22 protein-coding genes are annotated in these 21,951 nt (G+C 73.4%); 13 read left to right on the top strand and 9 right to left on the bottom strand.

The annotated features are described in order from the left end of the window. Positions 1–10: 10 nt before the first annotated feature. The 4 genes from ACWEJX_RS12115 to ACWEJX_RS12100 form a co-directional block, all read right to left on the bottom strand. The gene (locus ACWEJX_RS12115) at positions 11–613 is read right to left on the bottom strand and encodes a transglutaminase-like domain-containing protein (protein WP_451607379.1); all 603 of its coding nucleotides are present in this window, start codon (positions 611–613) and stop codon (positions 11–13) included. Positions 614–702: 89 nt separating this feature from the next. Further along, entirely contained in the window at positions 703–1,782 is a 1,080-nt protein-coding gene (locus tag ACWEJX_RS12110) for a threonine aldolase family protein (RefSeq protein ID WP_451607390.1), read from the bottom strand. Continuing rightward, entirely contained in the window at positions 1,779–2,540 is a 762-nt protein-coding gene (locus ACWEJX_RS12105) for an SDR family NAD(P)-dependent oxidoreductase (RefSeq protein ID WP_451607378.1), read from the bottom strand. Before ACWEJX_RS12105 ends, ACWEJX_RS12110 begins: the two co-directional genes overlap by 4 nt. A gap of 32 nt (positions 2,541–2,572) precedes the next feature. Beyond that, positions 2,573–3,973 (bottom strand): DUF6421 family protein, encoded by a 1,401-nt coding sequence (locus tag ACWEJX_RS12100; protein WP_451607377.1) that lies wholly within the window; start codon positions 3,971–3,973, stop codon positions 2,573–2,575. A gap of 257 nt (positions 3,974–4,230) precedes the next feature. Between ACWEJX_RS12100 and ACWEJX_RS12095 the strand changes: the two genes are divergently transcribed. Then, entirely contained in the window at positions 4,231–4,914 is a 684-nt protein-coding gene (locus tag ACWEJX_RS12095) for a glycerophosphodiester phosphodiesterase (RefSeq protein WP_451607376.1), read from the top strand. An 18-nt stretch (positions 4,915–4,932) separates the two neighbouring features. Here the strand turns inward: ACWEJX_RS12095 and ACWEJX_RS12090 are convergent, their stop codons facing one another. Next, positions 4,933–5,484 (bottom strand): GNAT family N-acetyltransferase, encoded by a 552-nt coding sequence (locus ACWEJX_RS12090; RefSeq protein ID WP_451607375.1) that lies wholly within the window; start codon positions 5,482–5,484, stop codon positions 4,933–4,935. A 170-nt stretch (positions 5,485–5,654) separates the two neighbouring features. Here ACWEJX_RS12090 and ACWEJX_RS12085 point away from each other — a divergent pair, with 170 nt between their 5' ends. The 4 genes from ACWEJX_RS12085 (at position 5,655) to ACWEJX_RS12070 (ending at position 8,881) form a co-directional block, all read left to right on the top strand. Then, entirely contained in the window at positions 5,655–6,257 is a 603-nt protein-coding gene (locus tag ACWEJX_RS12085; protein WP_451607374.1) for a DUF5134 domain-containing protein, read from the top strand. 107 nt (positions 6,258–6,364) lie between these two features. Further along, positions 6,365–7,303, top strand: coding sequence for a M56 family metallopeptidase (locus ACWEJX_RS12080; protein ID WP_451607373.1), 939 nt, complete (start codon positions 6,365–6,367; stop codon positions 7,301–7,303). 57 nt (positions 7,304–7,360) lie between these two features. Then, a complete protein-coding gene (locus ACWEJX_RS12075; protein WP_451607372.1) occupies positions 7,361–8,059 on the top strand; it encodes a phosphatase PAP2 family protein in 699 nt (232 codons plus the stop codon). 129 nt (positions 8,060–8,188) lie between these two features. Then, a complete protein-coding gene (locus tag ACWEJX_RS12070; protein ID WP_451607371.1) occupies positions 8,189–8,881 on the top strand; it encodes a TetR/AcrR family transcriptional regulator in 693 nt (230 codons plus the stop codon). On the opposite strand, the gene ACWEJX_RS12065 is transcribed toward ACWEJX_RS12070, so the two are convergent. After that, on the bottom strand, positions 8,821–10,290 hold the full coding sequence (locus ACWEJX_RS12065) for an LVIVD repeat-containing protein (RefSeq protein WP_451607389.1): 1,470 nt from the start codon (positions 10,288–10,290) through the stop codon (positions 8,821–8,823). The two genes, ACWEJX_RS12070 and ACWEJX_RS12065, sit on opposite strands and share 61 nt — an antisense overlap. A gap of 270 nt (positions 10,291–10,560) precedes the next feature. On the opposite strand from ACWEJX_RS12065, the gene ACWEJX_RS12060 reads away from it, so the two are divergent. Both ACWEJX_RS12060 and ACWEJX_RS12055 read left to right on the top strand, forming a co-directional pair. Next, positions 10,561–11,181 (top strand): DUF305 domain-containing protein, encoded by a 621-nt coding sequence (locus ACWEJX_RS12060; RefSeq protein ID WP_451607388.1) that lies wholly within the window; start codon positions 10,561–10,563, stop codon positions 11,179–11,181. A gap of 111 nt (positions 11,182–11,292) precedes the next feature. Next, complete coding sequence (locus tag ACWEJX_RS12055; RefSeq protein WP_451607370.1) at positions 11,293–12,636, top strand: FAD-dependent oxidoreductase; 1,344 nt, start codon at positions 11,293–11,295, stop codon at positions 12,634–12,636. A gap of 84 nt (positions 12,637–12,720) precedes the next feature. On the opposite strand, the gene ACWEJX_RS12050 is transcribed toward ACWEJX_RS12055, so the two are convergent. Further along, the gene (locus ACWEJX_RS12050) at positions 12,721–13,083 is read right to left on the bottom strand and encodes an ArsR/SmtB family transcription factor (protein ID WP_451607369.1); all 363 of its coding nucleotides are present in this window, start codon (positions 13,081–13,083) and stop codon (positions 12,721–12,723) included. A 153-nt stretch (positions 13,084–13,236) separates the two neighbouring features. On the opposite strand from ACWEJX_RS12050, the gene ACWEJX_RS12045 reads away from it, so the two are divergent. The 6 genes from ACWEJX_RS12045 to ACWEJX_RS12020 all read left to right on the top strand — a co-directional run bounded on the left by ACWEJX_RS12045 (position 13,237) and on the right by ACWEJX_RS12020 (position 19,003). Beyond that, entirely contained in the window at positions 13,237–14,322 is a 1,086-nt protein-coding gene (locus ACWEJX_RS12045; protein WP_451607368.1) for an NADH:flavin oxidoreductase/NADH oxidase, read from the top strand. 176 nt (positions 14,323–14,498) lie between these two features. Continuing rightward, positions 14,499–15,584: a WD40/YVTN/BNR-like repeat-containing protein gene (locus ACWEJX_RS12040; protein WP_451607367.1), complete on the top strand. Its 1,086-nt coding sequence runs from the start codon at positions 14,499–14,501 to the stop codon at positions 15,582–15,584. Positions 15,585–15,684: 100 nt separating this feature from the next. Continuing rightward, the gene (locus ACWEJX_RS12035) at positions 15,685–16,206 is read left to right on the top strand and encodes an SMI1/KNR4 family protein (RefSeq protein WP_451607366.1); all 522 of its coding nucleotides are present in this window, start codon (positions 15,685–15,687) and stop codon (positions 16,204–16,206) included. Between the two features lie 131 nt (positions 16,207–16,337). Continuing rightward, positions 16,338–17,015 (top strand): uracil-DNA glycosylase, encoded by a 678-nt coding sequence (locus ACWEJX_RS12030; protein WP_403788976.1) that lies wholly within the window; start codon positions 16,338–16,340, stop codon positions 17,013–17,015. Continuing rightward, on the top strand, positions 17,012–17,986 hold the full coding sequence (locus tag ACWEJX_RS12025) for an N-acetylglucosamine kinase (protein ID WP_451607365.1): 975 nt from the start codon (positions 17,012–17,014) through the stop codon (positions 17,984–17,986). Before ACWEJX_RS12030 ends, ACWEJX_RS12025 begins: the two co-directional genes overlap by 4 nt. 99 nt (positions 17,987–18,085) lie before the next feature. Continuing rightward, entirely contained in the window at positions 18,086–19,003 is a 918-nt protein-coding gene (locus ACWEJX_RS12020; RefSeq protein ID WP_403788980.1) for a sirohydrochlorin chelatase, read from the top strand. A 100-nt stretch (positions 19,004–19,103) separates the two neighbouring features. Here ACWEJX_RS12020 and ACWEJX_RS12015 read toward each other — a convergent pair whose 3' ends face one another. Next, positions 19,104–20,147, bottom strand: a complete 1,044-nt coding sequence (locus ACWEJX_RS12015) for a lactonase family protein (protein ID WP_451607364.1) — start codon at positions 20,145–20,147, stop codon at positions 19,104–19,106. Positions 20,148–20,245: 98 nt separating this feature from the next. Then, positions 20,246–21,745, bottom strand: a complete 1,500-nt coding sequence (locus tag ACWEJX_RS12010; protein ID WP_451607387.1) for an FUSC family protein — start codon at positions 21,743–21,745, stop codon at positions 20,246–20,248. Between the last annotated feature and the right edge of the window lie 206 nt (positions 21,746–21,951).

Below are 21,951 nucleotides of genomic sequence, written 5' to 3'. Positions count from 1 at the left end.
GGCGCAAGCGTCACAGCTGCGTGGGGAGCGTCCGCCAGAGGTACGGCCGGTCGGGGGCTGCCCGCAGCGCCGCGAGGACGGCCGGATGGGGTTCGGCGTAGAGCTCCGGGTAGTCCACCTCGCCGAACTCCGGGCGTACGGCCCACGCCAGCCGCTCCTCCGTCACGGAGAACTGGGCGTCCACCCCCGGCGGCACGTTTCCGCGGGGGTCCTGCCGCGCCCACCGCTCCCCGCCCGGCAGCCTCAGCGCGACGAGCCCGTGGACCGCCGGGTTCGAGCCGTCGTCGTCCGCGAGCCGCTGGTAGCAGAGCGCGGCCGGTATCCCCCGGGCCCGCAGGAGCGCCGCGTACGCGACGGCCTTGGCGTAACAGATGCCGGTGCCCTGCTCCAGGACGTCGGAGGCGCGCCAGGTGACGCGCGGGTCGCCGGAGTCCTGGGAGTGCGGGATGGTGTCGCGGACGAATTCGAAGGCGGCCTTCGCGTATGAGTATGCGTCGACATGATCGGCGGACAAGCGGTCGGAAAGGGCCCGTACCGTCGGGTGCCCATGGTCGACTGCCTCACTCGTACCCAAGTAGGCAGAGATGTCGGGGTCCTGCTGGATCAGCTCCATGGACCGGGAGCATAGGAATGCGGCCGTACGGAAGTCAATGACTTTCCGCACGGCCGCATACTCATGCAGTCCTATGGTGACCGGGACGACTAGCGCGCCATCTCTTCCTTGAGCGCCTGGAGGAAGGCGTCGACGTCTTCCTCCGTGGTGTCGTAGGAGCACATCCAGCGCACGTCGCCGGCCTTCTCGTCCCAGAAGTAGAAGCGGAAACGCTCCTGCAGCCGGCGGCTGACCTCGTGCGGAAGCCGCGCGAAGACCGCGTTCGCCTGTACCGGGTAGAGGATCTCCACCCCGTCCACGCCCCGCACGCCGGCCGCGAGGCGCTGGGCCATCGCGTTGGCGTGGCTCGCGTTGCGCAGCCACAGGTCCTTGGCGAGCAACGCCTCAAGCTGGACCGACACGAAGCGCATCTTGGAGGCGAGCTGCATGGACAGCTTGCGCAGGTGCTTCATGTGGCTGACCGCGTCCGGGTTGAGGACGACCACGGCCTCGCCGAACATCATGCCGTTCTTGGTGCCGCCGTACGAGATGACGTCGACGCCGACCGCGTTGGTGAACGCCCGCATCGGCACGTTCAGGGACGCGGCCGCGTTGGCTATCCGGGCGCCGTCGAGGTGCACCTTCATGCCCTTGGAGTGGGCGTGCTCCACGATGGCCCGGATCTCCTCGACCGTGTAGACGGTGCCGAGCTCGGTGTTCTGGGTGATCGAGACGACCTGGGGCATCGCCCGGTGCTCGTCCTCCCAGCCCCACGCCTGCCGGTCGATCAGCTCGGGGGTGAGCTTGCCGTCCGGGGTGGGCACGGTGAGCAGCTTGAGGCCGCCCATCCGCTCCGGGGCGCCGCCCTCGTCCACGTTGATGTGGGCGCTCTCGGCGCAGATCACCGCGCCCCACCGGTCGGTGAGCGCCTGCAGCGCGGTCACGTTCGCCCCGGTCCCGTTGAAGACCGGGAAGGCCTCCGCCGTGGGGCCGAAGTGGCTGTGCATGATCCGCTGCAGGTGATCGGTGTACTGGTCCTCGCCGTAGGCGACCTGGTGGCCGCCGTTGGCGAGGGCGATGGCCGCGAGGACCTCGGGGTGGACGCCGGCGTAGTTGTCGCTGGCGAAGCCCCGGACCGACGGGTCGTGGTGACGACGGGCGTCGGTCCTGGGGCCCAGGGCCGAGGTCACGGCTTGGGGGTCAGCCACAGGCGCTGTCCATTCACTTCCTGTGCGGGCTCGTCCCAGAGTCCGGCGATGGCGTCGGCCAGGTCCTTGACGTCGGTGAAGCCCGCGAACTTCGCATTCGGGCGCTCGGCGCGCATGGCGTCGTGCACCAGTGCCTTGATCACCAGGATGGCAGCCGCCGCCTGCGGGCCGTCGTCGCCCCCCAGCTTGCGGAAGGAGTCCGCCATGGCGAGGGTCCACGCCTCGGCCGCCGCCTTGCCCGCGTTGTACGCGGCGTTGTTGGCCTGCGGCTTGTGCGCGCCGACCTGGCTGACCAGGGCGTAGCGGCCACGGCCGCCGCTGCGCAGCAGGCCGTCGTGGAAGGCGAGGGAGGTGTGCTGGACCGTGCGGATCAGCAGCTTCTCCAGGAAGTCCCAGTCCTTGAGGTCGGTCTCGGCGAAGGACTGGCTGCCGCGCCAGCCGCCGACCAGGTGGACCAGGCCGTCGATCCGGCCGAACTCCTTCTCGGTCTTCGACGCCCAGTCGCGGGTGGCGCCGAGGTCGAGGAGGTCGACGGTGTCGCCGATAACCCGGGCGCCGCCGTGCGCGTAGCGGGCGGCGTCGACCGCCTCCGCGAGACGCGCCGGGTCGGCGTCGGACGCGACGACGGTGGCGCCCGCCTCGGCGAGACGCAGGAGGGTGGCACGGCCCGCGGGGCCGGCCGCGCCCGCGACCGCGATGACGGCGCCGTCCAGCGCACCGCCGTTTCCGTTGGCGTTCATGGGCGTCTCCTCCGTGTGCTGCGCAGCCTCGGTCACGCGGCGGCCCGCTCGGGCATGTCGGCGGCGGTGATGCCCTTGGTGTCGGCGATCACGCCCTTCATCTTCTTGGAGAGGGCCTCAAAGAACATGCTGAGCGGAAACTCGTCCGGAAGCACGTCGTCGACGAGCTTGCGCGGCGGGAGCGAGGTGTCGAGGGCGTCGGGGCCCTTCGCCCACTTCGAGCCCGGGTGCGGGGCGAGGTAGGTGGAGACGAACTCGTACGCCTTGAACCAGTGCACGAGCTTCGGACGGTCGATGCCGTCACGGTAGAGGGTCTCGATCTCGGCGCAGAGGCGGTTGGTGACCTCGGGGGCGCGCTCCCAGTCGATCGTGAGGACGTTGTCCGTCCAGCGCACCACGTCGTTCTTGTGGAGGTACGCGAAGAGGAGCTGGCCGCCCAGACCGTCGTAGTTGCGGTTCCGGTCGCCGGTGAGCGGGAAGCGGAACATGCGGTCGAAGAGGACCGCGTACTGCACGTCACGGCCGTGCTCGTTGCCCTCGGACTCCAGCTTCACGGCCTCCTTGAAGGCGGTGAGGTCGCAGCGGAGCTCCTCCAGGCCGTACATCCAGAAGGGCTGGCGCTGCTTGATCATGAAGGGGTCGAAGGGCAGGTCACCGCGGCTGTGGGCACGGTCGTGGACCAGGTCCCAGAGCACGAACGCCTGCTCGCAGCGCTTCTGGTCGCCCAGCATGGCGGCGATGTCCGCCGGCAGCTTCAGGCCGAGGGTGTCGACGGCGGCCTCGGTCACCTTGCGGAAGCGGGCGGCCTCGCGGTCGCAGAAGATGCCGCCCCAGGTGAAGCGCTCGGGGACCTCGCGGACGGCGACGGTCTCCGGGAAGAGGACGGCCGAGTTGGTGTCGTACCCGGCGGTGAAGTCCTCGAAGGTGATGCCGCAGAAGCCCGGGTTGTCGTAGCGGGTGGCCTCCAGCTCGGAGAGCCACTCGGGCCAGACCATGCGCAGCACGACGGCCTCGAAGTTGCGGTCCGGGTTGCCGTTCTGCGTGTACATCGGGAAGAGCACGAGGTGCTGCAGCCCGTCGGCGCGGCTCGCGGCCGGGTGGAACTCCATGAGGGAGTCCAGGAAGTCCGGGACCTCGAAGCCGCCCTCGGCCCACTTGCGCAGGTCGGCGACGAGCGCGCGGTGGTACGCGGCGTCGTGCGGAACCAGCGGGGAGAGCCGCTCGACCGCGGCGACGAGGCGCCCGACGGCCTGCTCGGCCTGCGCGCGGGTCGGCGCGCCGTCGGCCGCGAAGTCGATGGAGCCGTCCGTGCTCTGCCAGGGGCGGAGCTCCTCCACGGCATTCTTGAGCTCGGGCCAGGCAGGGTGGTCGATCACCGGAGCGTCGGCGGATATCCCCCCACCGGTCACGTCCTGCACAAGAATTTCCGTCATGCCTCTTCCTCCACAGGAGAACCTTGCGTCAACACAGCGTATGCATGGCGGGATCTCGCCCACAAGTAGGGGTGGGAAAAATTCTTCTGTGGACCCCTGCCGTGACCGATAAATTTCCTGTGCGGCGGGGTTTGAAGCCGAGAAATCCGGGGTTCCGCGCGGCGCCTTCCCGTTCCGCGTCCAGTCGTTAGGCTGCGCCCGAGCCGTAACCGGCCACGGCGGCGCGGGGAACGGACGACGACGGAAGCGAGAAGATCTTGACTTTCCTCACCATCGGTCACCGCGGAGTCATGGGCGTCGCACCCGAGAACACCCTGCGCTCCTTCGTCCTCGCCGAGCAGGCGGGCATGGACGTCATCGAACTCGACCTCCACCTCAGCAAGGACGGCGCCCTCGTCGTCATGCACGACGCCGACGTGGACCGCACCACCGACGGCAACGGGCCCATCGCCACGAAGACACTCGCCGAGCTGCGCGAGCTGGACGCCGGGGAAGGGGAGCGGGTGCCCGTCTTCGAGGAGGTCCTGGCCGCGGTCGGCGCACCGCTCCAGGCCGAGATCAAGGACGTCGGCGCGGCCCGGGCGCTCGCCGCGGTGCTGACCGAGCGGGATCTGACCGGGCGGGTGGAGGTGCTGTCCTTCCACGACGAGGCCCTGGCGGAGATCCGCGAACTGGTGCCGGGGGCGCGCACCGCGCTCGTCGCCGGCCGACGACAGGACGACGTGGTGGCGCGCGCACTCGCCGTGGGTGCCACGGCGCTGGTCCTCAACATCCGCCACCTCACCCAGGACACCGTCGAGCGGGCGCACGCGGCGGGGCTGCGGGTGGTCGGCTGGGTGGTGAACACCCAGGACGACCTGCGCCTGGCGCGCGCCCTCGGGCTCGACGGGGCGACCACGGACCGGCCGGAGATCCGGCGCACGGGCCGCTTCACGGCCTGACGGCCCGGCGAGGTGCCGTCAGACGAGGTCCTTCACGAGGAGCTCGAACTGGAGGTCGTCGCGCTGCGGCACGCCGAAGCGCTCGTCGCCGTACGGGAAGGGGCTCATCCGGCCCGTACGGCGGTAGCCGCGGCGCTCGTACCAGGCGATCAGCTCCTCGCGCACCGAGATCACCGTCATGTGCATCTCGCGCACGTCCCACAGCTCGCGGACCCGGCGCTCGGCCTCGGCGATGATCTGCCGGCCCAGGCCGGCGCCCTGGAGCTCGGGGCGGACCGCGAACATGCCGAAGTAGGCGGCCTCGCCGCGGTGCTCCAGCTGGCAGCAGGCCACGAGCGCGCCGTCCCGCTCGACGACCAGGAGCCGGCTGCCCGGAGTGGTGATGACCTCGGTGACGCCCTGCGGGTCGGTGCGCTGGCCCTGGAGGATGTCCGCCTCGGTGGTCCAGCCGGCCCGGCTGGAGTCGCCGCGGTAGGCCGACTCGACGAGCGGGACGAGCGCCGGGACGTCGTCGAGGACGGCCTCGCGGTAGTTGAGCGTGCCGGTGAGCCGGTGGGCGGCGGTGTCCATGCGGTACGGGTCTCCCCTCGGGCGCGGGCGATCGGCGGACGCGATCCTCCCCGAGCCTAACGCGCGCCCCGCACTCCCCCTCGTACACCTGTGCGCGCCCGTGCGCCCGCGTGGGTCCCGCGGGGCCGGGCATGCATGCGGTGAGGACCGCGAGGAGGGGGGTGTGCGGCGTGCACGGACCGGCGCTGTCGGGCTGGCTGCTGGTGGCGCTGTGCGGCGCGAGCGGGGCGTACTGCCTGTTGCGGATGCGGACGGTCGGCTCCGTCGAGGAGCGCAGGGCGGCCGGGGCGGAGGCCGTGATGGGTTTCGGGATGGCGCTGATGGCGCTGCCCGCGGCCGTGCTGACCCCGCCGGAGTGGGGCTGGGTGGTGTACGCGGTGGTGTTCGGCTGCGCGGCGCTCCTCGGCCTGCGCGCGGCGGTGCTGCGCCGGGGGCACCATCTGCACCATCTGGTGGGCTCGTTGGCGATGGTCTACATGGCGGTGGCGATGGCCGCCGGGCCCGGCGGGCCGGGCGGGCACGGGGCGCACGGGGAGCACGGTGCGGGTCACGGCGACGTGGTCGTCGCGACCGGTGGCATACCCGTGCTGACGGGAGTGCTGCTCGCGTACTTCGGTGTGTACGTGCTGCGTTCGGGCGCGCGCCTGGTTCCGGTGACGGGGGCGGCGGGCGCGGTGGGCGTGGCGCGCGGGACCGCGGCGGGGGCCGAGTTGACGCTGGTGTGCCGGCTGTCGATGGGGCTCTCGATGCTGGCGATGCTGCTCGCGCTCTGAGCGGGCCGACCGGCCGGGCGCACCGGCCGGTCCGCCAAACCGTGGCGTGCGTCACTTGATCCGCAAGCCCGTACCCCCGCGTGGTACCCCGCTCATAGGGTGGCGCCATGTTGGTCTCCCTCGCGCTGCTCATGCTCGGCGTCCTGACCGCCGCCGTCGCCCCGCGGCTCCTGGCGCGGGCCGACTGGGTGGAGCGGGAACCGGTGGTGGCGCTGTGGGTGTGGCAGTGCGTCGTGGCCGCGGTGCTGCTGAGCTTCGCGCTGGCGATGACCTTCAGCGCGGCCGCTGCCTGGCAGGCGGTGCGCGGTCAGGTCTTCGCGCCCGCGCCGAGCGCCGTGATCGAGGCGTACGAGCTGGGCGCCAACCGGCCGTGGTCGGCGGTGCTCGCCGTGCTGCTGGCCGCCGGCGGCGTGTGGACCGGGGCGATGCTGGGCCGGGAGATCGGCCGGGCGCGGGCCCGCCGTGGGCGCCGGCGCGGCGAACTGCTGGTGCGGGCGCCGCTGTTGCCCGGCGAGGAGCCGTCCGGCAGCGCGCGTCTGGTGGTCCTGGAGGGTGAGCGCGCGGACGCCTGGTGGCTGCCCGGCGGGACGCCGCGCCTGGTCATCACGACGGCGGCGCTGCGCCGGCTCAAGGGCCGTCAGCTCGACGCGGTGCTCGCGCACGAGCAGGGGCACGCCCGGGCGCGGCACGACTGGCTGCTGCACTGTTCGGCGGCGCTCGCCGAGGGCTTCCCGGGGGTGCCGGTCTTCGCCGCCTTCCGCGGCGAGATGCACCGTCTGGTGGAGCTGGCGGCGGACGACGTGGCCTCGCGCCGCTTCGGCCGGCTGACGGTCGCCCTCGCGCTGGTGGAACTCAACGAGGACCGCGGCGTCTTCGGCCCGGGCCCGGCCCCGGACGCCGACCTTCCGCAGCGCGTCAACCGGCTGCTGACGGCGACGCCCCGGCTCACCGCCGCCCGCCGCCTCCGGCTGACCGCGGCGGCGGCCCTGGTGCCGGTGGTCCCGGTGCTCATCGCCTTCGTGCCGGCCCTGCGGGCGCTCGGCTAGCCGGCCCCCGGGCATGCCGGTCGGCGACGCGCGGGCGGCGTCGGGCAGGATCAGCGCATGCGCATCTCCGCCGCCGTGTCGGGCGCCCTGGCCGTGCTGTTGCTCGTCCTCGTCGCCGTGGGCTGGTCACCGCTGCTCTCGGTGGACCGGGAGGTGACCGAGGCGCTGCACCACCACGCGGTGGCGCATCCCGGGTTCACCCACGTCAACCGGATCCTGACCGACTGGGTCTGGGACCCGTGGACGATGCGCGCGCTGGCCGCGGTGGCGGCGGGGGTGCTGTGGTGGCGGCGGGAGCGGCGGCTCGCGCTGTGGGTGGCGGGGACGGTCCTGGTGGCCTGGGGCCTTCAGCAGGGCCTGAAGTCGGCCGTCGGGCGGCCACGGCCGAGCTGGCCGGATCCGGTGGACTCGGCGCGCTTCGCGGCCTTCCCGTCCGGGCACGCCATGACGGCGATGGTCGTCTGCGGGCTGCTGCTCTGGGTGCTCGCGCTGCACTGGCGCGAGACGTGGTGGGGCTGGGGAACGCTCACGGGCGCCGCCCTGGTGTCGGTCGTCGGCGTGGGCTGGACCCGGGTCTATCTGGGCGTGCACTGGCCGTCGGACGTGGTGGCCGGCTGGCTGTTCGGCTGGGTCTGCGTGGCTGTGGCGATCATCACGTACCGGCACGGGGAGCGGCGTACGGCCCCGGCTCCGCGACCCCGTCCGGGCCCGCCGGGCAGAACGGACACCGGAGGCAGAATGGGAGAAACGACATGAAGCCGCCTGTCCTGGACGATCCCCCGCGTCGCCCAGAACAGACGGCAGGTCCCGCCTTCGGCCACAAGGGCACGACGACAGGACGCGCTGAGTATATTGGCTGCAAGCCAGTCAACGCAGGAGTCCAGCATGTCCCCGCGTAGCGCATCGGTCAACGAAGAACTTCGACGGCGCTCCCGCGAGCGGATCCTGCAGGCCACGGTGGAACTGGTGGCCGAGCGCGGATACGAGGCGACGACCCTCGGGGACATCGCGGCGCGCGCCGGATCGGCGCGCGGACTGGTCTCGTACTACTTCCCCGGCAAGCGCCAGCTGCTGCAGTCCGCGGTGCACCGGCTGATGCACCGCACGCTGGAGGCGGCACTGGAGCGCAAGCCGCGCACCGAGGACGGCCGGGAGCGCCTCGCGCGGGCGATCGACGCGGTCCTCGGGCTCGCCGAAGAACAGCCCGTGCTCATGCGGACGCACATGGCCGGCATCCTCCAGGCCGAGGGCTTCGTGCAGTGCCCCGAGCAGCAGCGGCTCGCCGCGCTCCTGCGCGACACCGTCGAGCGCTACGGCGCGGCGGACGTGGACGCCGAGTACCCGCTGCTGCGGGCGCTGCTGATGGGCGCGGTGTTCGCGGTGCTGCTGCCCGGCGCGCCGATGCCGATGTCCCGGCTGCGGGCGGAGCTGTTCCAGCGGTACGGGCTCGACTGGGAGCGCGGCAGGCCGCCGGGCGGTGGTCCGTCCGACGGCCTGCCGTTGATCCCCGAGCCGGCTCAGTCCTCGGAGTCGCCGGAGTCCTCCGGGCCGCCGGAGCGGTCGAAGTCCTTGAAGTAGTCCGGCTGCGTCTGGACGTTGAGCTCGTCCATCCGGACCCGGGCCGCCTTGTCCGTCCGCTTGTCGCTGAGCTTCAGGACGTCGAAGCCCTTGGCGATGTCGTTCGAGTAGATGTAGCCGTTGTAGTAGTAGGCGGACCAGGAGCCGCCGATGGCGAGGTGGTCCGCGGAGAGCGGGCCGCGCTCGAAGTACGCGATCTCGTGCGGCCGCCGGGAGTCGGTGAAGTCCCAGACGGAGACGCCGCCCTGGTACCACGCCTGGACCATGAGGTCCTTGCCCTTGACCGGGATCAGCGCGCCGTTGTGGGCGACGCAGTTCTCGGTGTCGGCCTGGTGGCGCGCGATCTTGAAGTAGCTGCGGAAGACGAGCCGGCGCCCGTCGCCCTTGCCGACGATGTCGTAGATGCCGTCCGCGCCGCGGTTCGGGCCGACGGTCGTGTTGCAGGTGGCCGCGCCGCCGCCGCCGAGCTCGTCGGTGAAGACGACCTTGTCGGCCTTCTGGTTGAAGGTCGCGGAGTGCCAGAACGAGAAGTTGACGTTGTCCTCGACCTGGTCGATGACCCGCGGGTGCTCCGGGTCCTTGATGTCGAAGAGGATGCCGTCGCCCATGCAGGCGCCGGCCGCGAGGTCCTCGCTCGGCAGCACGGTGATGTCGTGGCAGCCGGTGGTCTTGGAGACGCCCGGGTTGGTGGGCGCGCCGGGGTTGCCGCCGCCGTCCGGGCCGTCGCCCGGGAAGAGGACGGGGAAGTTCACGACCCGGGCCTGCTCGGGCGCGTCGCGCGGGACCTTGATCACGGAGATGCCGTCGTGCGGGGGCTGGCAGTCCGGGAAGGCCGCGTTGGGCGAGTACGAGGAGACGTAGACGTACACGTCCTTGCGCTTGGGCACGAGGGTGTGGGTGTGCGAGCCGCAGTCGGTCTCGACGGAGGCGACGTACTTCGGGTTGGCGATGTCGCTGATGTCGAAGATCTTCATGCCCTCCCAGGACTCCTTGACCGAGGCGGGCTGGGGCACGCTGGCGCAGGAGTTGTCGCTGCGGGAGGAGTCGGTGGAGAGGAAGAGCAGGTTGCCGGAGACGGACACGTCGTTCTGGGAGCCGGGACACAGCACCTGGGCGACCGTCCGGGGGGACTTCGGGTCGCTGATGTCGAAGATCCGGAAGCCGTCGTAGTTGCCGGCGAAGGCGTACTTGCCCTGGAAGGCCAGGTCGGAGTTGATCCCCTTGAGGGCGTCCTTGGGGATGTTGACGAGGTGTTCGATGTTGGGGCTGTGGACGATCTCGTCCACGCCGGGTATCTCACCGCTCGCGATGGCGGCGCGGGCCCCGGCGGCCTGCTCGGAGGTGACGGACTGCTGGGCGGGACTGTCGCCCGGGTCGGGGGTGGCGGCCGCGGGTCCGGCGACGAGCATGCTGACCAGCAGGCCGGCCGCGGCGGTAGCCACGCCGAGGCGTCTGGTCCGTGCGCGCGGGGTACTCGTGGTACGCAACGAAGGTCACTCCGTCCTCTGTGAGATCCGTTCATGTCTGAACGCTCGGTGGACCACGGCAGTATCTTCCTTGGCGTGCACATCTCAACAGATGGCAACAGAGAAGTAATGAACTTTCCTCGAAACACCGCCCCGTTGTCCGTGGAGGTCGCGTTGTCGAACCGCAGCCGTGTCCGTGGATCCCTCGCCGTGATGCTCTCCGCCATCGCCGTTCTCGCCCTCGGCGCCTGCGAGTCGGGCGGCGGGTCGCCGAACTCGGCGTCGACGCCCGCGGGTTCGGGCGGCCCCGCGGTGATCGCCCCGGGCAAGCCCGGCGAGCCCGCCAAGCGCGTGTCGCCGGAGGAGGCGGCCCGGCTGATGCCCGACGAGCGGCCCAACGGCGCCGACTTCCGTTACGTGCAGATGATGATCGAGCACCACCGGCAGGCGCTCACGATGACCGCGCTCGTGCCGCAGCGGGCCGGGTCGCCCGGGGTGAAGAAGGTCGCCGAGCGGATCGCGGCCGCGCAGGGGCCGGAGATCGGCGCGATGGAGGGCTGGCTGAAGAGCAACGGCGGCCCGCGCCCGCAGTCCGGGCACGACCACCACACCATGCCGGGCATGGCGACCGACGCCCAGCTCGCCGAGCTGCGCGACGCCAGGGGCAGGGCCTTCGACACGCTCTTCCTGAAGCTGATGACCACCCACCACGAGGGCGCGGTGACGATGGCGGCGGAGGTGCTGAAGCAGGGCAACAACGTGCTCGTGGAGGAGATGGCGAACGACGTGATCGCACAGCAGACGGCGGAGATCGACCGGATGCGCTCGCTGTAGCCGCCCCGCCCCCGGGGAGTGGCAGCTCGGGGACGCCCACTCCCCCGGCGGGCCTCCCGGTGCCATGCTGGAGGTCACCGGGAGGCCCTCCCCACCGGAAGGGGCGCGTCCGTGTTGCGAGTCGCCGTCGTCGGCGCCGGACCCAGCGGCGTCTACACCGCCCAGGCGCTGGTCGGGCAGAGCGCCGTGCCCGGGATCCGGGTCGACGTCCTTGACCGGCTGCCCTGCCCGTACGGTCTGGTGCGGTACGGGGTCGCGCCCGACCACGAGAAGATCAAGTCGCTGCAGGGCAACCTCCGTACGGTCCTGGAGGACGAGCGGATCGCGTTCCTCGGCGACGTGGAGGTCGGGGCGCGCGGCCTCACCCCGGCCCGGCTCCTGGAGCTGTACCACGCCGTCGTCTACTGCGTCGGCGCCGCCCGCGACCGGCGGCTCGGGGTGCCGGGCGAGGACCTCGACGGCAGCTTCTCGGCCACCGGGTTCGTCTCCTGGTACAGCGCCCACCCGGACGCCGTCCACCAGCACTTCGGCCTCGACCGGCCCGGCGCCGTGGTGATCGGGGCGGGGAACGTGGCCGTGGACGTCACCCGGCTGCTGCTCCGGCGGGCCGAGGAGCTGCGCCCGACGGACATCCCGCAGGGCGCGCTCACGGCGCTCGCCGCGAGCGGGGTGCGCGAGGTGCACATGGTGGCGCGCCGCGGGCCCGCGCAGGCCCGGTTCACCACCAAGGAGCTGCGCGAACTCGGCACCCTCCCGGACACCCGCGTCCTCGTCGACCCGGCCGAGCTCGCCCTCGACCCGGCCTGCGCCGATCCCTCCGGCCTGCCGGCCGTGAACCGGCGCAATCTGGAGGTGGTACGGGGATGGGCCGCGGATCCGGGCGGCGGCGCCGGTGCGCGTTCGGTGCGGCTGCGGTTCTTCCTGCGGCCGGTGGAGATCCTCGGCGCGGACGGCCGCGTCACGGCGGTGCGCTTCGAACGCACGGAGCCGGACGGGACGGGCGGGATACGGGGCACGGGCCGGTACGAGGAGATCCCGGCCGGGCTCGTGCTGCGCGCGGTCGGCTACCAGGGCGTCCCCCTGCCCGGGCTGCCGTTCGACCCGGTGCGGGGCACGGTCCCGCACGCGGCCGGCCGGGTGCTGCGGGACGGGGCGCCGTCGCCGGGCGAGTACGTCGCGGGCTGGATCAAGCGCGGCCCGACCGGCGTGATCGGCACCAACCGCCCGTGCGCCAAGGAGACGGCCGCCTCGCTGCTCGCCGACGCCGACTTCCTCGCCCGCCGGCTGGTCGTGCCGGACCCGGTCGAAGCCCTGCGCAAGCTCGGCCTGGAGCCGGTCGAGTGGAACGGCTGGCTGGCCATCGAGCGCGCCGAGGCGGCGCTCGGCGGCACGCTCGGCCGTGGCCCGGTGAAGATCCCGGATTGGTCGGGACTGCGGGAGGCGGCGCGGCGGTAGGGGCGCCGGCCTGGCGGGCACGCCGGGCGGCGCGGCTCGCGGAGATCGCGGCGCTGGAGCCCGGCAAGATCCGGAAGAGCCGGCCTAGCCGCCCGGGGTTCCGGCCTCGCGGCCGGCCTGGGACTCGGCGGCCGCGAGGACCGTGTCGAGGAGGCCGGGGAAGAGCGCGTCGAGGTCGTCGCGGCGGAGCATGTTGAGCTTGGCGGTGCCGCGGTAGAGCTGCCGGACGACGCCGCTCTCGCGGAGCACGCGGAAGTGGTGGGTGCTGGTCGACTTGGTGACCGGGAGCTCGAAGTACGAGCAGGCGAACGCGTCCGCCGTGCCGCGGGCCATGTCCCGCACGATCCGCAGCCGTACCGGGTCGGAGAGGGCGTGCAGCACGGCCTCGATCCGGATCTCCTCGCGTGCGGGGTGCTCGAGGACCCGGGGGTTGGTCGCGGTCGTCACGGCGGCGGCTCCACGGATCTCGGGGACGGGTACTCGGGCTCTCGGGAAGGGACTTCGACCATTGTACGAGACTCCTCGTAGTTTGACAGGTGCCGTACTACGACGAGTATCGTACGAAGGCATCCGCACCCGGCACGTCCAACGGAGTCCGCCATGAGCGCCGCCCTCTTCGAGCCCTACACCCTCCGGTCCGTCACCGCACCGAACCGCGTCTGGATGGCCCCGATGTGCCAGTACTCCGCGGAGCCGACGGGCCCGGGCGCGGGCGTCGCGGGCGACTGGCACTTCGCGCACTACGCGGCCCGCGCCACCGGTGGCGCCGGACTGATCCTGCTGGAGGCCACGGCCGTCTCCCCCGAGGGCCGGATCAGCCCTTACGACCTCGGCATCTGGGACGACGCCCAGATCGAGGGGCTGCGCCGGATCACCGACTTCCTCACCGCGCACGGCACCGTTCCGGGCGTCCAGATCGGACACGCCGGCCGCAAGGCGGCGACCCACCGCCCCTGGGAGGGCAGCGGACCGGTCGACCCCGACGGCGGCCTGGCCTGGCAGCCGGTCGGCCCGAGCCCCGTCCCGTTCGACGACCGGCACGTCGTCCCGGCCGAGCTCTCGGTCGAGCAGATCCACGAGATCACCGCGCAGTTCGCGGCCGCCGCGCGCCGCGCCCTCGCCGCCGGCTTCAAGGTCGTGGAGGTGCACGGCGCCCACGGCTATCTGATCGGCCAGTTCCTCTCCCCGTTCAGCAACCGTCGCACCGACGCCTACGGCGGCTCCTTCGAGAACCGCACCCGCCTCGCCCTTGAGGTCGTCGACGCCGTGCGCGCCGAATGGCCCGAGGAGCTGCCGCTCTTCTTCCGCATCTCGGCCACCGACTGGCTGGAGGAGCAGGGCTGGACGGCCGACGAGACCGTGCGGCTGGCCGCGCTCCTGCGCGAGCACGGCGTCGACCTGCTCGACGTCTCCACCGGCGGCAACGGCGGCCCGGCCCGGATCCCGGTCGCCCCCGGCTACCAGGTGCCGTTCGCCGCCCGGGTGCGGGCCGAGGCCGGCCTCGCCGTCGCGGCCGTCGGCCTGATCACGGAGAGCGAGCAGGCCGAGAAGATCCTCGCGAACGGCGAGGCGGACGCCGTGCTGCTCGGCCGCGAGCTGCTGCGCGACCCGTCCTGGCCGCGGCGCGCGGCGCGCGAGCTGGGCGCGGACGTCGCCGCCCCGCGGCAGTACGCCCGGGCCTACTGAGCCGCGCGACCGGGCTGGGGCCACGCCGGGCCCCCGCCCCCGGCTCGGGCCGGGTGGCCTGCCCGCGCCGGGCAACACGCCCCTGACCTGGGCGTGAGCGGCCTCCGGGGGCCGTTGTCAGTGGTGCGGTGCAGACTGGCCCGTATCCGCGACAACGGCGTCCTGGAGGTGTCGGCATGACCGACGTGCTACTGACCGTAGGGACCCGCAAGGGTCTGTTCATCGGCCGCGGGCGAGACGGCCGATGGGAGTTCGACGAACCGCACTTCAACGCGCAGGCGATCTACTCGATCGGCATCGACACCCGCCGCGCGACACCCAGAATCCTGGTCGGCGGGGACAGTTCCCACTGGGGCCCTTCCGTCTTCCACTCGGACGACCTCGGTGCGAGCTGGACCGAGCCGGCCACGCCCGCCGTCAAGTTCCCGCAGGACACCGGGGCTTCGCTGGAGCGGGTCTGGCAGCTGCACCCGGCGCCCGCGCACTCCCCGGACGTCGTGTACGCGGGGACGGAGCCGGCCGCGCTGTTCAGATCCTCCGACGGAGGCGAGTCCTTCTCGCTCGTGCGCCCGCTCTGGGAGCACCCCACCCGTGACAAGTGGGTGCCGGGCGGCGGCGGGGAGGCGGTGCACACGGTGGTGACCGACGCGCGTGACGCGAGCGCGGTGACGGTGGCGGTGTCGACGGCGGGCGTCTTCCGCTCGCGGGACGGCGGGGCGAGCTGGGCGCCGTCCAACGACGGGGTGTCGGCCGTGTTCCTGCCCGACCCGAACCCGGAGTTCGGCCAGTGCGTGCACAAGATCGCGCAGGACGCGGGTGACCTGGACCGGCTGTATCTGCAGAACCACTGGGGCGTGTTCCGCAGTGACGACGGCGGCGGCCGGTGGACCGACATCGGCGCCGGGCTGCCCTCCGACTTCGGCTTCGCCGTCGCCGCCCACCCGCACCGGCCGGACACCGCCTATGTCTTCCCCATCACCGCCGACTCCGACCGCGTCCCGGCCGGCCGGCGCTGTCGCGTCTACCGGACGACGGACGCCGGGGCGAGCTGGGAGCCGCTCACCAAGGGCCTGCCCGAGGGCGACCACTACGGCACGGTGCTGCGCGACGCCCTGTGCACGGACGACGGGGACCCGGCGGGCGTGTACTTCGGCAACCGGAACGGCGAGGTGTACGGGAGTGCGGACGACGGGGACAACTGGCAGCTGCTCGCCGAGCACCTGCCGGACGTGCTGTGCGTTCGAGCGGCGGTGATCGGATGAGCAGCGGCTGAACGGGGGGCGGGGTATCGTGGACAGCTACTCGTGCACCACTATCAACTCCCCGACGGCATCGGCTCGAAGTGCGAGAAGGGATCTAGTGGTGGCAACCCTGGCGGAGATCCAAGCCCTGTTGGGCGAACCCCGGTTCAACTGGTCGGACCCCGCACCCTGGATCGAGCTGGAGCGGGAACTCGGCGTCGAATTCCCGGCGGACTTCCGCGAGATCGTGGACGCCTACGGTTCGGTGTCGATCAACGGGCAGCTGTATCTGAAGCACCCCGCCGGCCATCTTCTGCACAGCCTGGTGAAGGACATCAGGATGGACCTCGAGTTCTGGCGCGAGGAGGACATGGCCGAGTTCCTGCCCGGCCGGGCGGGGGCGAGCCCCGGGGACGTGCTGCCGGTGGCGACGGCGACGACGGGCGAGGCGATCTTCCTCCGCGTTCCCGACGACGCCTCGTCGCCCTGGCGCGTGGTGGTCCAGGAGATGGACAGCCCGGCGTGGACTCTCTACGAGATGGCGTTCAGCGAGTGGCTGCTGGCGTATCTCAAGGGGAGGGACGTGACGTTGTGCGTCCGCGACCGCGCGCCCGAGGGGCCGTTCTACGAGTTCCTGCCCTGATTCCCGCTGTGTGAATGACCGCGGTGGCCTCTCCCGTCCTGGTGACGGGAGTGACCGCCGTGTCATATCGGGCCACGGCGGACGTCTCGGCGGCGCGCGGCGTTGTCGGACTGCGCCAGTAGAGTGACGGCGTGGCAGCACGACCGTTGAACGAAATCGTCGAGGCCGGGTGGGCGCACGCGCTCGCGCCGGTGGCCGAACGCATCGCCTCGATGGGCGACTTCCTCCGGCAGGAGATCGCCGCCGGGCGGACCTACCTTCCCTCGGGGGCGAACGTCCTGAGGGCGTTCCAGCAGCCCTTCGACGAGGTGCGGGTCCTCATCGTCGGCCAGGACCCCTATCCCACGCCCGGGCACGCCGTGGGCCTGAGCTTCTCGGTGGCGCCGGACGTGCACCCGCTGCCGCCGAGCCTGGAGAACATCTACCGGGAGATGCACGCCGATCTGGGCCTGCCCCGGCCCTCGAACGGCGATCTGACCCCGTGGACCCGGCAGGGCGTCCTGCTGCTCAACAGGGCGCTCACCACGGCCCCGCGCCGGCCGGGAGCGCACCGGGACAAGGGCTGGGAGGCGGTCACCGAACAGGCGATCCGGGCCCTCGCCGCGCGCGGGAAGCCTCTGGTGTCGATCCTGTGGGGCCGGGACGCCCGCAATCTGCGGCCGCTGCTCGGCAGTCTGCCGGCGATCGAGTCCTCGCACCCCTCGCCGATGTCGGCGGACCGCGGCTTCTTCGGCTCCCGGCCGTTCAGCCGCACCAACGAACTGCTGCTCCGCCAGGGCGCCGAGCCCGTGGACTGGCAGCTGCCGTGACGCTCGTCGTCGGCGTCGACTCCGGGGGCTCAGGGCTGCGGATCGCGCTCGCGCGGGCCGCCGACCGGGTGGTCCTGGAGACCGTGGCGTCGCGGGAGCCGGTGCGGACCGGGCCGGGCGGGATCGACGCCGGGCAGCTGCTCGGCCGACTGCTGCCCACCGTCGACGCCATGCGTGAGCGGGCGGCCGAAGGGGCCGGTGGCGAACCGGTGGTGGCCGTCGCCGTCGGAGCGGCCGGGATGGCGACGCTCGGCGACCGCCTGCGGGCCGAGCTGCCCGAGGCGCTCGAACGGGCCTGGGGCGTACGGCGCCTCGCGCTCGCGGCCGACGCCGTGACCGCGTACGCCGGGGCGCTCGGGCAGCGTCCGGGCGCGGTCGTCGCGGGCGGCACCGGTCTGATCGCGCTCGGCACCGATCTGGCCGGCTGGCGGCGGGCGGACGGCTGGGGCCATCTGCTCGGCGACTGCGGCAGCGGTGCCTGGATCGGCCGGGCCGGGCTAGAGGCGGCGATGCGGGCGTACGACGGCCGGCGCGGCGGTTCGGCCGCGCTGCTCGCACGCGCCGAGCTGCGCTTCGGACCGGCGGCCGGACTGCCGGGCGCGCTGTATCCGCGGACGGACCGGCCGGCCGTGCTCGCCTCGTTCGCGCCGGAGGTGGCGGAGTGCGCCGTCGCCGGCGACCCGGTGGCGGTCGGCGTCCTGGCGCGGGCGGCGACGCACGTCGCGGAGGCCGCGGCGGCCGTCTGCCCCGCGGGCGCCGAGGGCGAAGTGGCCCTGACGGGTGGGCTGTTCAAGCTGGGCGAGCCCTTGCTCGGGCCGCTGCGCGCGGAGCTCCGGGCGCTGCTGCCGGGGACGCGCGAGGTTGTCGCCGCGGGCGATCCGCTGGCGGGCGCGGTGACGATCGCGGGCGCGCTCGCGAAGGGCACGCTCCGCCTGCCGGAGGATCCCCGACTCCTGCAACTCACCAGGTAAGCGGCGGCTCCAGGCCAGGTTCGGACATACAGGGGCAGAAGTCACCGAGCCGCACCTCAGCGAACGGGGCGGCGGACAAAACCAGTAGCATGCGGCGGCATGAGCTCCCCCACTGGGCCCAACCCCGGCCTGCCTGTACGAATGCCGCGACCCCGCCAGTCCGGGCGACACCGTCGCCCTGAACCCGTGGCGGCGCCCGAGGGCGCTCCCGCGCTGGTTCTCGCCGTACCCGGTGTCCCGTCGGCCGCCATACGCTCGCTGGCCGACGAGGTCGTGAGCATCGCCCGCTCGGAGCTGCCCGGCCTGGAGGCCGCGATCGGCTACCTCGACGGCGACGACGACGAGTACCCCACCCTCTCCACCGTGCTGACGCGGGCCGCGGCCCTGCGCACCGAGCGGTACGAGATCGCCGTGGCCGCCGGCCGCGAGGTCGCCGCCCCCGAGGGCCCGGCGGCCGTCGTGGTCCCGCTGCTCGCGGGCCCGGACAGCGCGCTCATGCGGCAGGTCCGGCAGGCCGTCCTCGACGCCGGCAACAACGCCGAGCTGACCGATGTGCTCGGCCCGCACCCGCTGCTCGCCGAGGCGCTGCACGTGCGGCTCTCCGAGGCCGGTCTGGCCCGCGCCGACCGCGCCCGCCTGTTCACGGTCGCCACGGCGGCCGACGGCATCATCCTCGCCACGGTCGGTGGCGAGGAGGCCGTGCAGGCCGCCGGTATCACCGGCATGCTGCTCGCGGCGCGGCTCGCGGTGCCGGTGATGGCGGCGGCGCTCGACCAGGAGGGTTCGATCGCCTCGATCGCCGAGCAGCTGCGCGCGGCCGGTGCGGAGCAGCTCGCGCTCGCCCCGTACCTGATCGGCCCGGAGCTGGCCGAGGGGCTGCTCGACGTGGCGGCCAAGGAGGCGGGCTGCGCGTCCGCCGAGGCGCTGGGCGCGTACCCGGCGATCGGCCGCCTGGTGCTCTCGCAGTACATGGCGACGCTCGGCATCAACCCGCAGCAGGGGGCGTCGGCTCACTGACGCGGGCGCGCACGCGCACGTGCCCGCGCACGTACGACCGTGACGGGAAGGGCCCGCACCGGAGGCTTCCGGTGCGGGCCCTTCCCGTGTCCGACCGCCCCTAACCGAGGACGACGCAGGACGCCGCCGGGGCCGGGATCGAGCCGGCGGGCGCGGGGATGCCGGTCTCGGGGTCGACGGTGAACCAGGTGACGTCGCCGGAGCGCTGGTTGGCCGCGTACAGGTGGCGGCCGGAAGGGCCGAGCGTCAGGTCGCGCGGCCAGCGTCCGCCGCAGGGCGCGGAGGCGACGAGCCGGGCCTCCTCGCCGCCCGCGTCGAGGGCGAGCACGGCGAGGGTGTCGCCGCCGCGCATGGCGGCCCACAGGAAGCGCCCGTCGGGGGCGACGACGACCTCGGAGGGGTACTGGGGGCCGGTGGCGCCCGCGGGGACGACCAGGGTCTCGGCGAGCGGCGTGAGGACGCCGGCCTCGGCGTCCCAGCGACACACGGTGAGGGTGGGCTCCAGCTCGTTCAGGACGTAGGCGTGTCCGCCGTCCGGGTGAAAGGCGAGGTGGCGGGGGCCGGTGCCGGCGCGCAGGGCGGTGGCGCGGTGCGGGCGGAGGACGCCCGTGGCGGGGTCGAGGACGCCGACCGTGACCGTGTCCGTGCCGAGGTCCACGTCGAGCACCCAGCGCCCGCTCGGGTCCGGCAGGACCTGGTGGGCGTGCGGGCCCTCCTGCCGGTCGGCGACCGGCCCCGAGCCCTCGTGCCGCACCTGGCCGGTCACCGGGCCGAGGCCGCCGTCGGCGGTGCGGGCCAGGGCGGTCACGCTGCCGGAGGTGTAGTTGGCGGTGAGGAGGCAGCGGCCGGCGACCGCGAGGTGCGTGGGCCCGGCGGCCTCGACGGACACGGGGGCCCCGAGCGGCCGCGGCGCCGGGCCGGTGACGTCGAAGGCGGCCGCGGCGCCCTCGTCGGTCTCCGAGACCGCGTAGAGCACGTCTCCGTCCAGTGCGAGGAAGGACGGGTCGGCGACGGCGTCGCTCGCCCCCGTCATGGTCAGCGCGCCGCTCTCCGGGTCCACGTCGGCGGCGATCACTCCGCGCCCGCCCTCCGACGTGAACGACCCGATGTACGCCCGCACCCGCCCCGCCTGTGTGTCGCCCACTGCGCCTCTCCCCTGCTCCCGTGTCCGACGGTGACCGGGCCGACGTTAGCAGCCGGTCTAGACCAAGCGGGTCAGGCGGCCGGGGTCAGAGCGTCGGGTCACGCGGCCGGGATCAGCGGCTCGCTCGGGGCCGTGCGCAGCGGGGTCGCGAGGTCGACCAGGGCGCGTTCCAGGCTGTGGAGGTGGGCGAGGGCGGCCTCGGCGCCCGGGTGGTGGGGCCGGAGGTCGAACAGGGTGGTCGCGGTGCGGGGCGGGACCGCGGCCGGGACCAGGGCGTGCACGGCGGACTCGACGCGCCAGGCGGCCGCCGCGAGGCGGGCGTCGTGGGAGGCGTCCGGGTCGGCGGCGACGGCGGCCAGGCCGCGGGTCTCCCGGGCGCAGTCGTCGAGCAGGGCGAGGACGCGGCGGGCGCGGGCCTTGCGGGCGCGCAGCGGGCTCAGCGGGTGGACCAGCGGGGCGAGGGTGAGCCGGGCGCGGGCGAGGAGCAGGTCGAGCTCGGCGGCGTGCGGGGCCGGGTCGGCGTGCGGGTCGCCGGCGAGGCGGCGGGCCGCGGCGGTGGTGCAGGCGTGGACGCAGGCCACGGCCCGCTGGATCCAGGCGTTGGTGGCCGCGTGCGTGGTCACCGGCAGCAGGGCGACGCCGACGGCGGCGCCGAGCGCGCCGACCGCGGTCTCCTCGAAGCGGAGCAGCAGCAGGCCGGGGTGGAGGACGCCGAGGAGCCCGTAGAGCAGTCCCGCCATGACGGTGACGAAGAACATCATCCAGCTGTAGGACAGCGGTGCGGTGTAGAAGATGCCGAAGACGCAGACGGCGACGAGCGCGGCCGTCGGCGCGGGCGCGCCGCCCAGCGGCAGGGCGACGAGCAGTCCGGCGGCGATGCCGGTGACGGTGCCGACGACCCGGCGGAAGCCGCGGACGAGCGTCTCGCCGCGCGAGGCGGTGTTGACGAAGATCCACCAGGCGGTGCCGACGGCCCAGTACCAGCGCTGCTCGGAGAGCAGCTGGCCGACTCCGAGGGCCACCGCGCAGGCGGCGGTCGCCTGGAACGCCTGCCGGGTGGTGACCCGGGCGAGTCCCGTGCCGGGCAGCGGGGCGGGCGCGGCGGGCGGCGGCACGCGCCGCTCGATGCACCAGAAGACGAAGCGGACGGCGCCGGCGGCGCCGAGCGCGAGCAGCACGGCCCCGAAGAGCTCCGGCAGCTGCGCGGGCAGCGCGTGCAGGAACTGGGTCACGAAGAACTGCATGAACGCGAAGATGCCGAGCGCGTGTCCGCGCGGCCCCCAGCGCCGGGCGTACACCCCGGCGAAGACGACCAGCAGCCACGCGCCGTCGCGCAGCAGCGGGGCGTCGTGCAGGGCGGTCGCGAGGGCGAGCACGGGGAAGCCGACGAGCGGCAGCAGGGCGGTGGTGACGGCCTGGCGGCGCACGGTGGGGTCGCCGACGGTGAAGAGGGCGAGGAGCGCGGCGAGGCCCGCGGTGACGGAGGCGACGATCGAGAGCCCGACGAGTTCGGAGACGGTCACGGCGAGCGCGATGCCGACCACCGCGCGACCGGCCACCCGCAGCCGGACCCGACCCGGGTCGGGCGCCACGCACATGTGCCGCAGCAGCCTGCCGCCGGCCGACAGGCCCTGCGCCACCAGCTCCTTCGCCATCAGACCCTTCAGACCCGTCAGGCCCTTCTTCATGACGGTCGTCCCGCCCCCGTTGCCGTACACACACCCTCTTCGCACATGACCAGATGACGACATGACGATGGCGCCGCGGGGCCGGGTCCCGGCAGCATCGCCGGGCCGGCGCGTGC

This window comes from Streptomyces sp. NPDC004788 (assembly GCF_053601115.1).
Note: the sequence above shows the minus strand (reverse complement) of the source record. Positions and strands in the feature narration are given on the sequence as shown.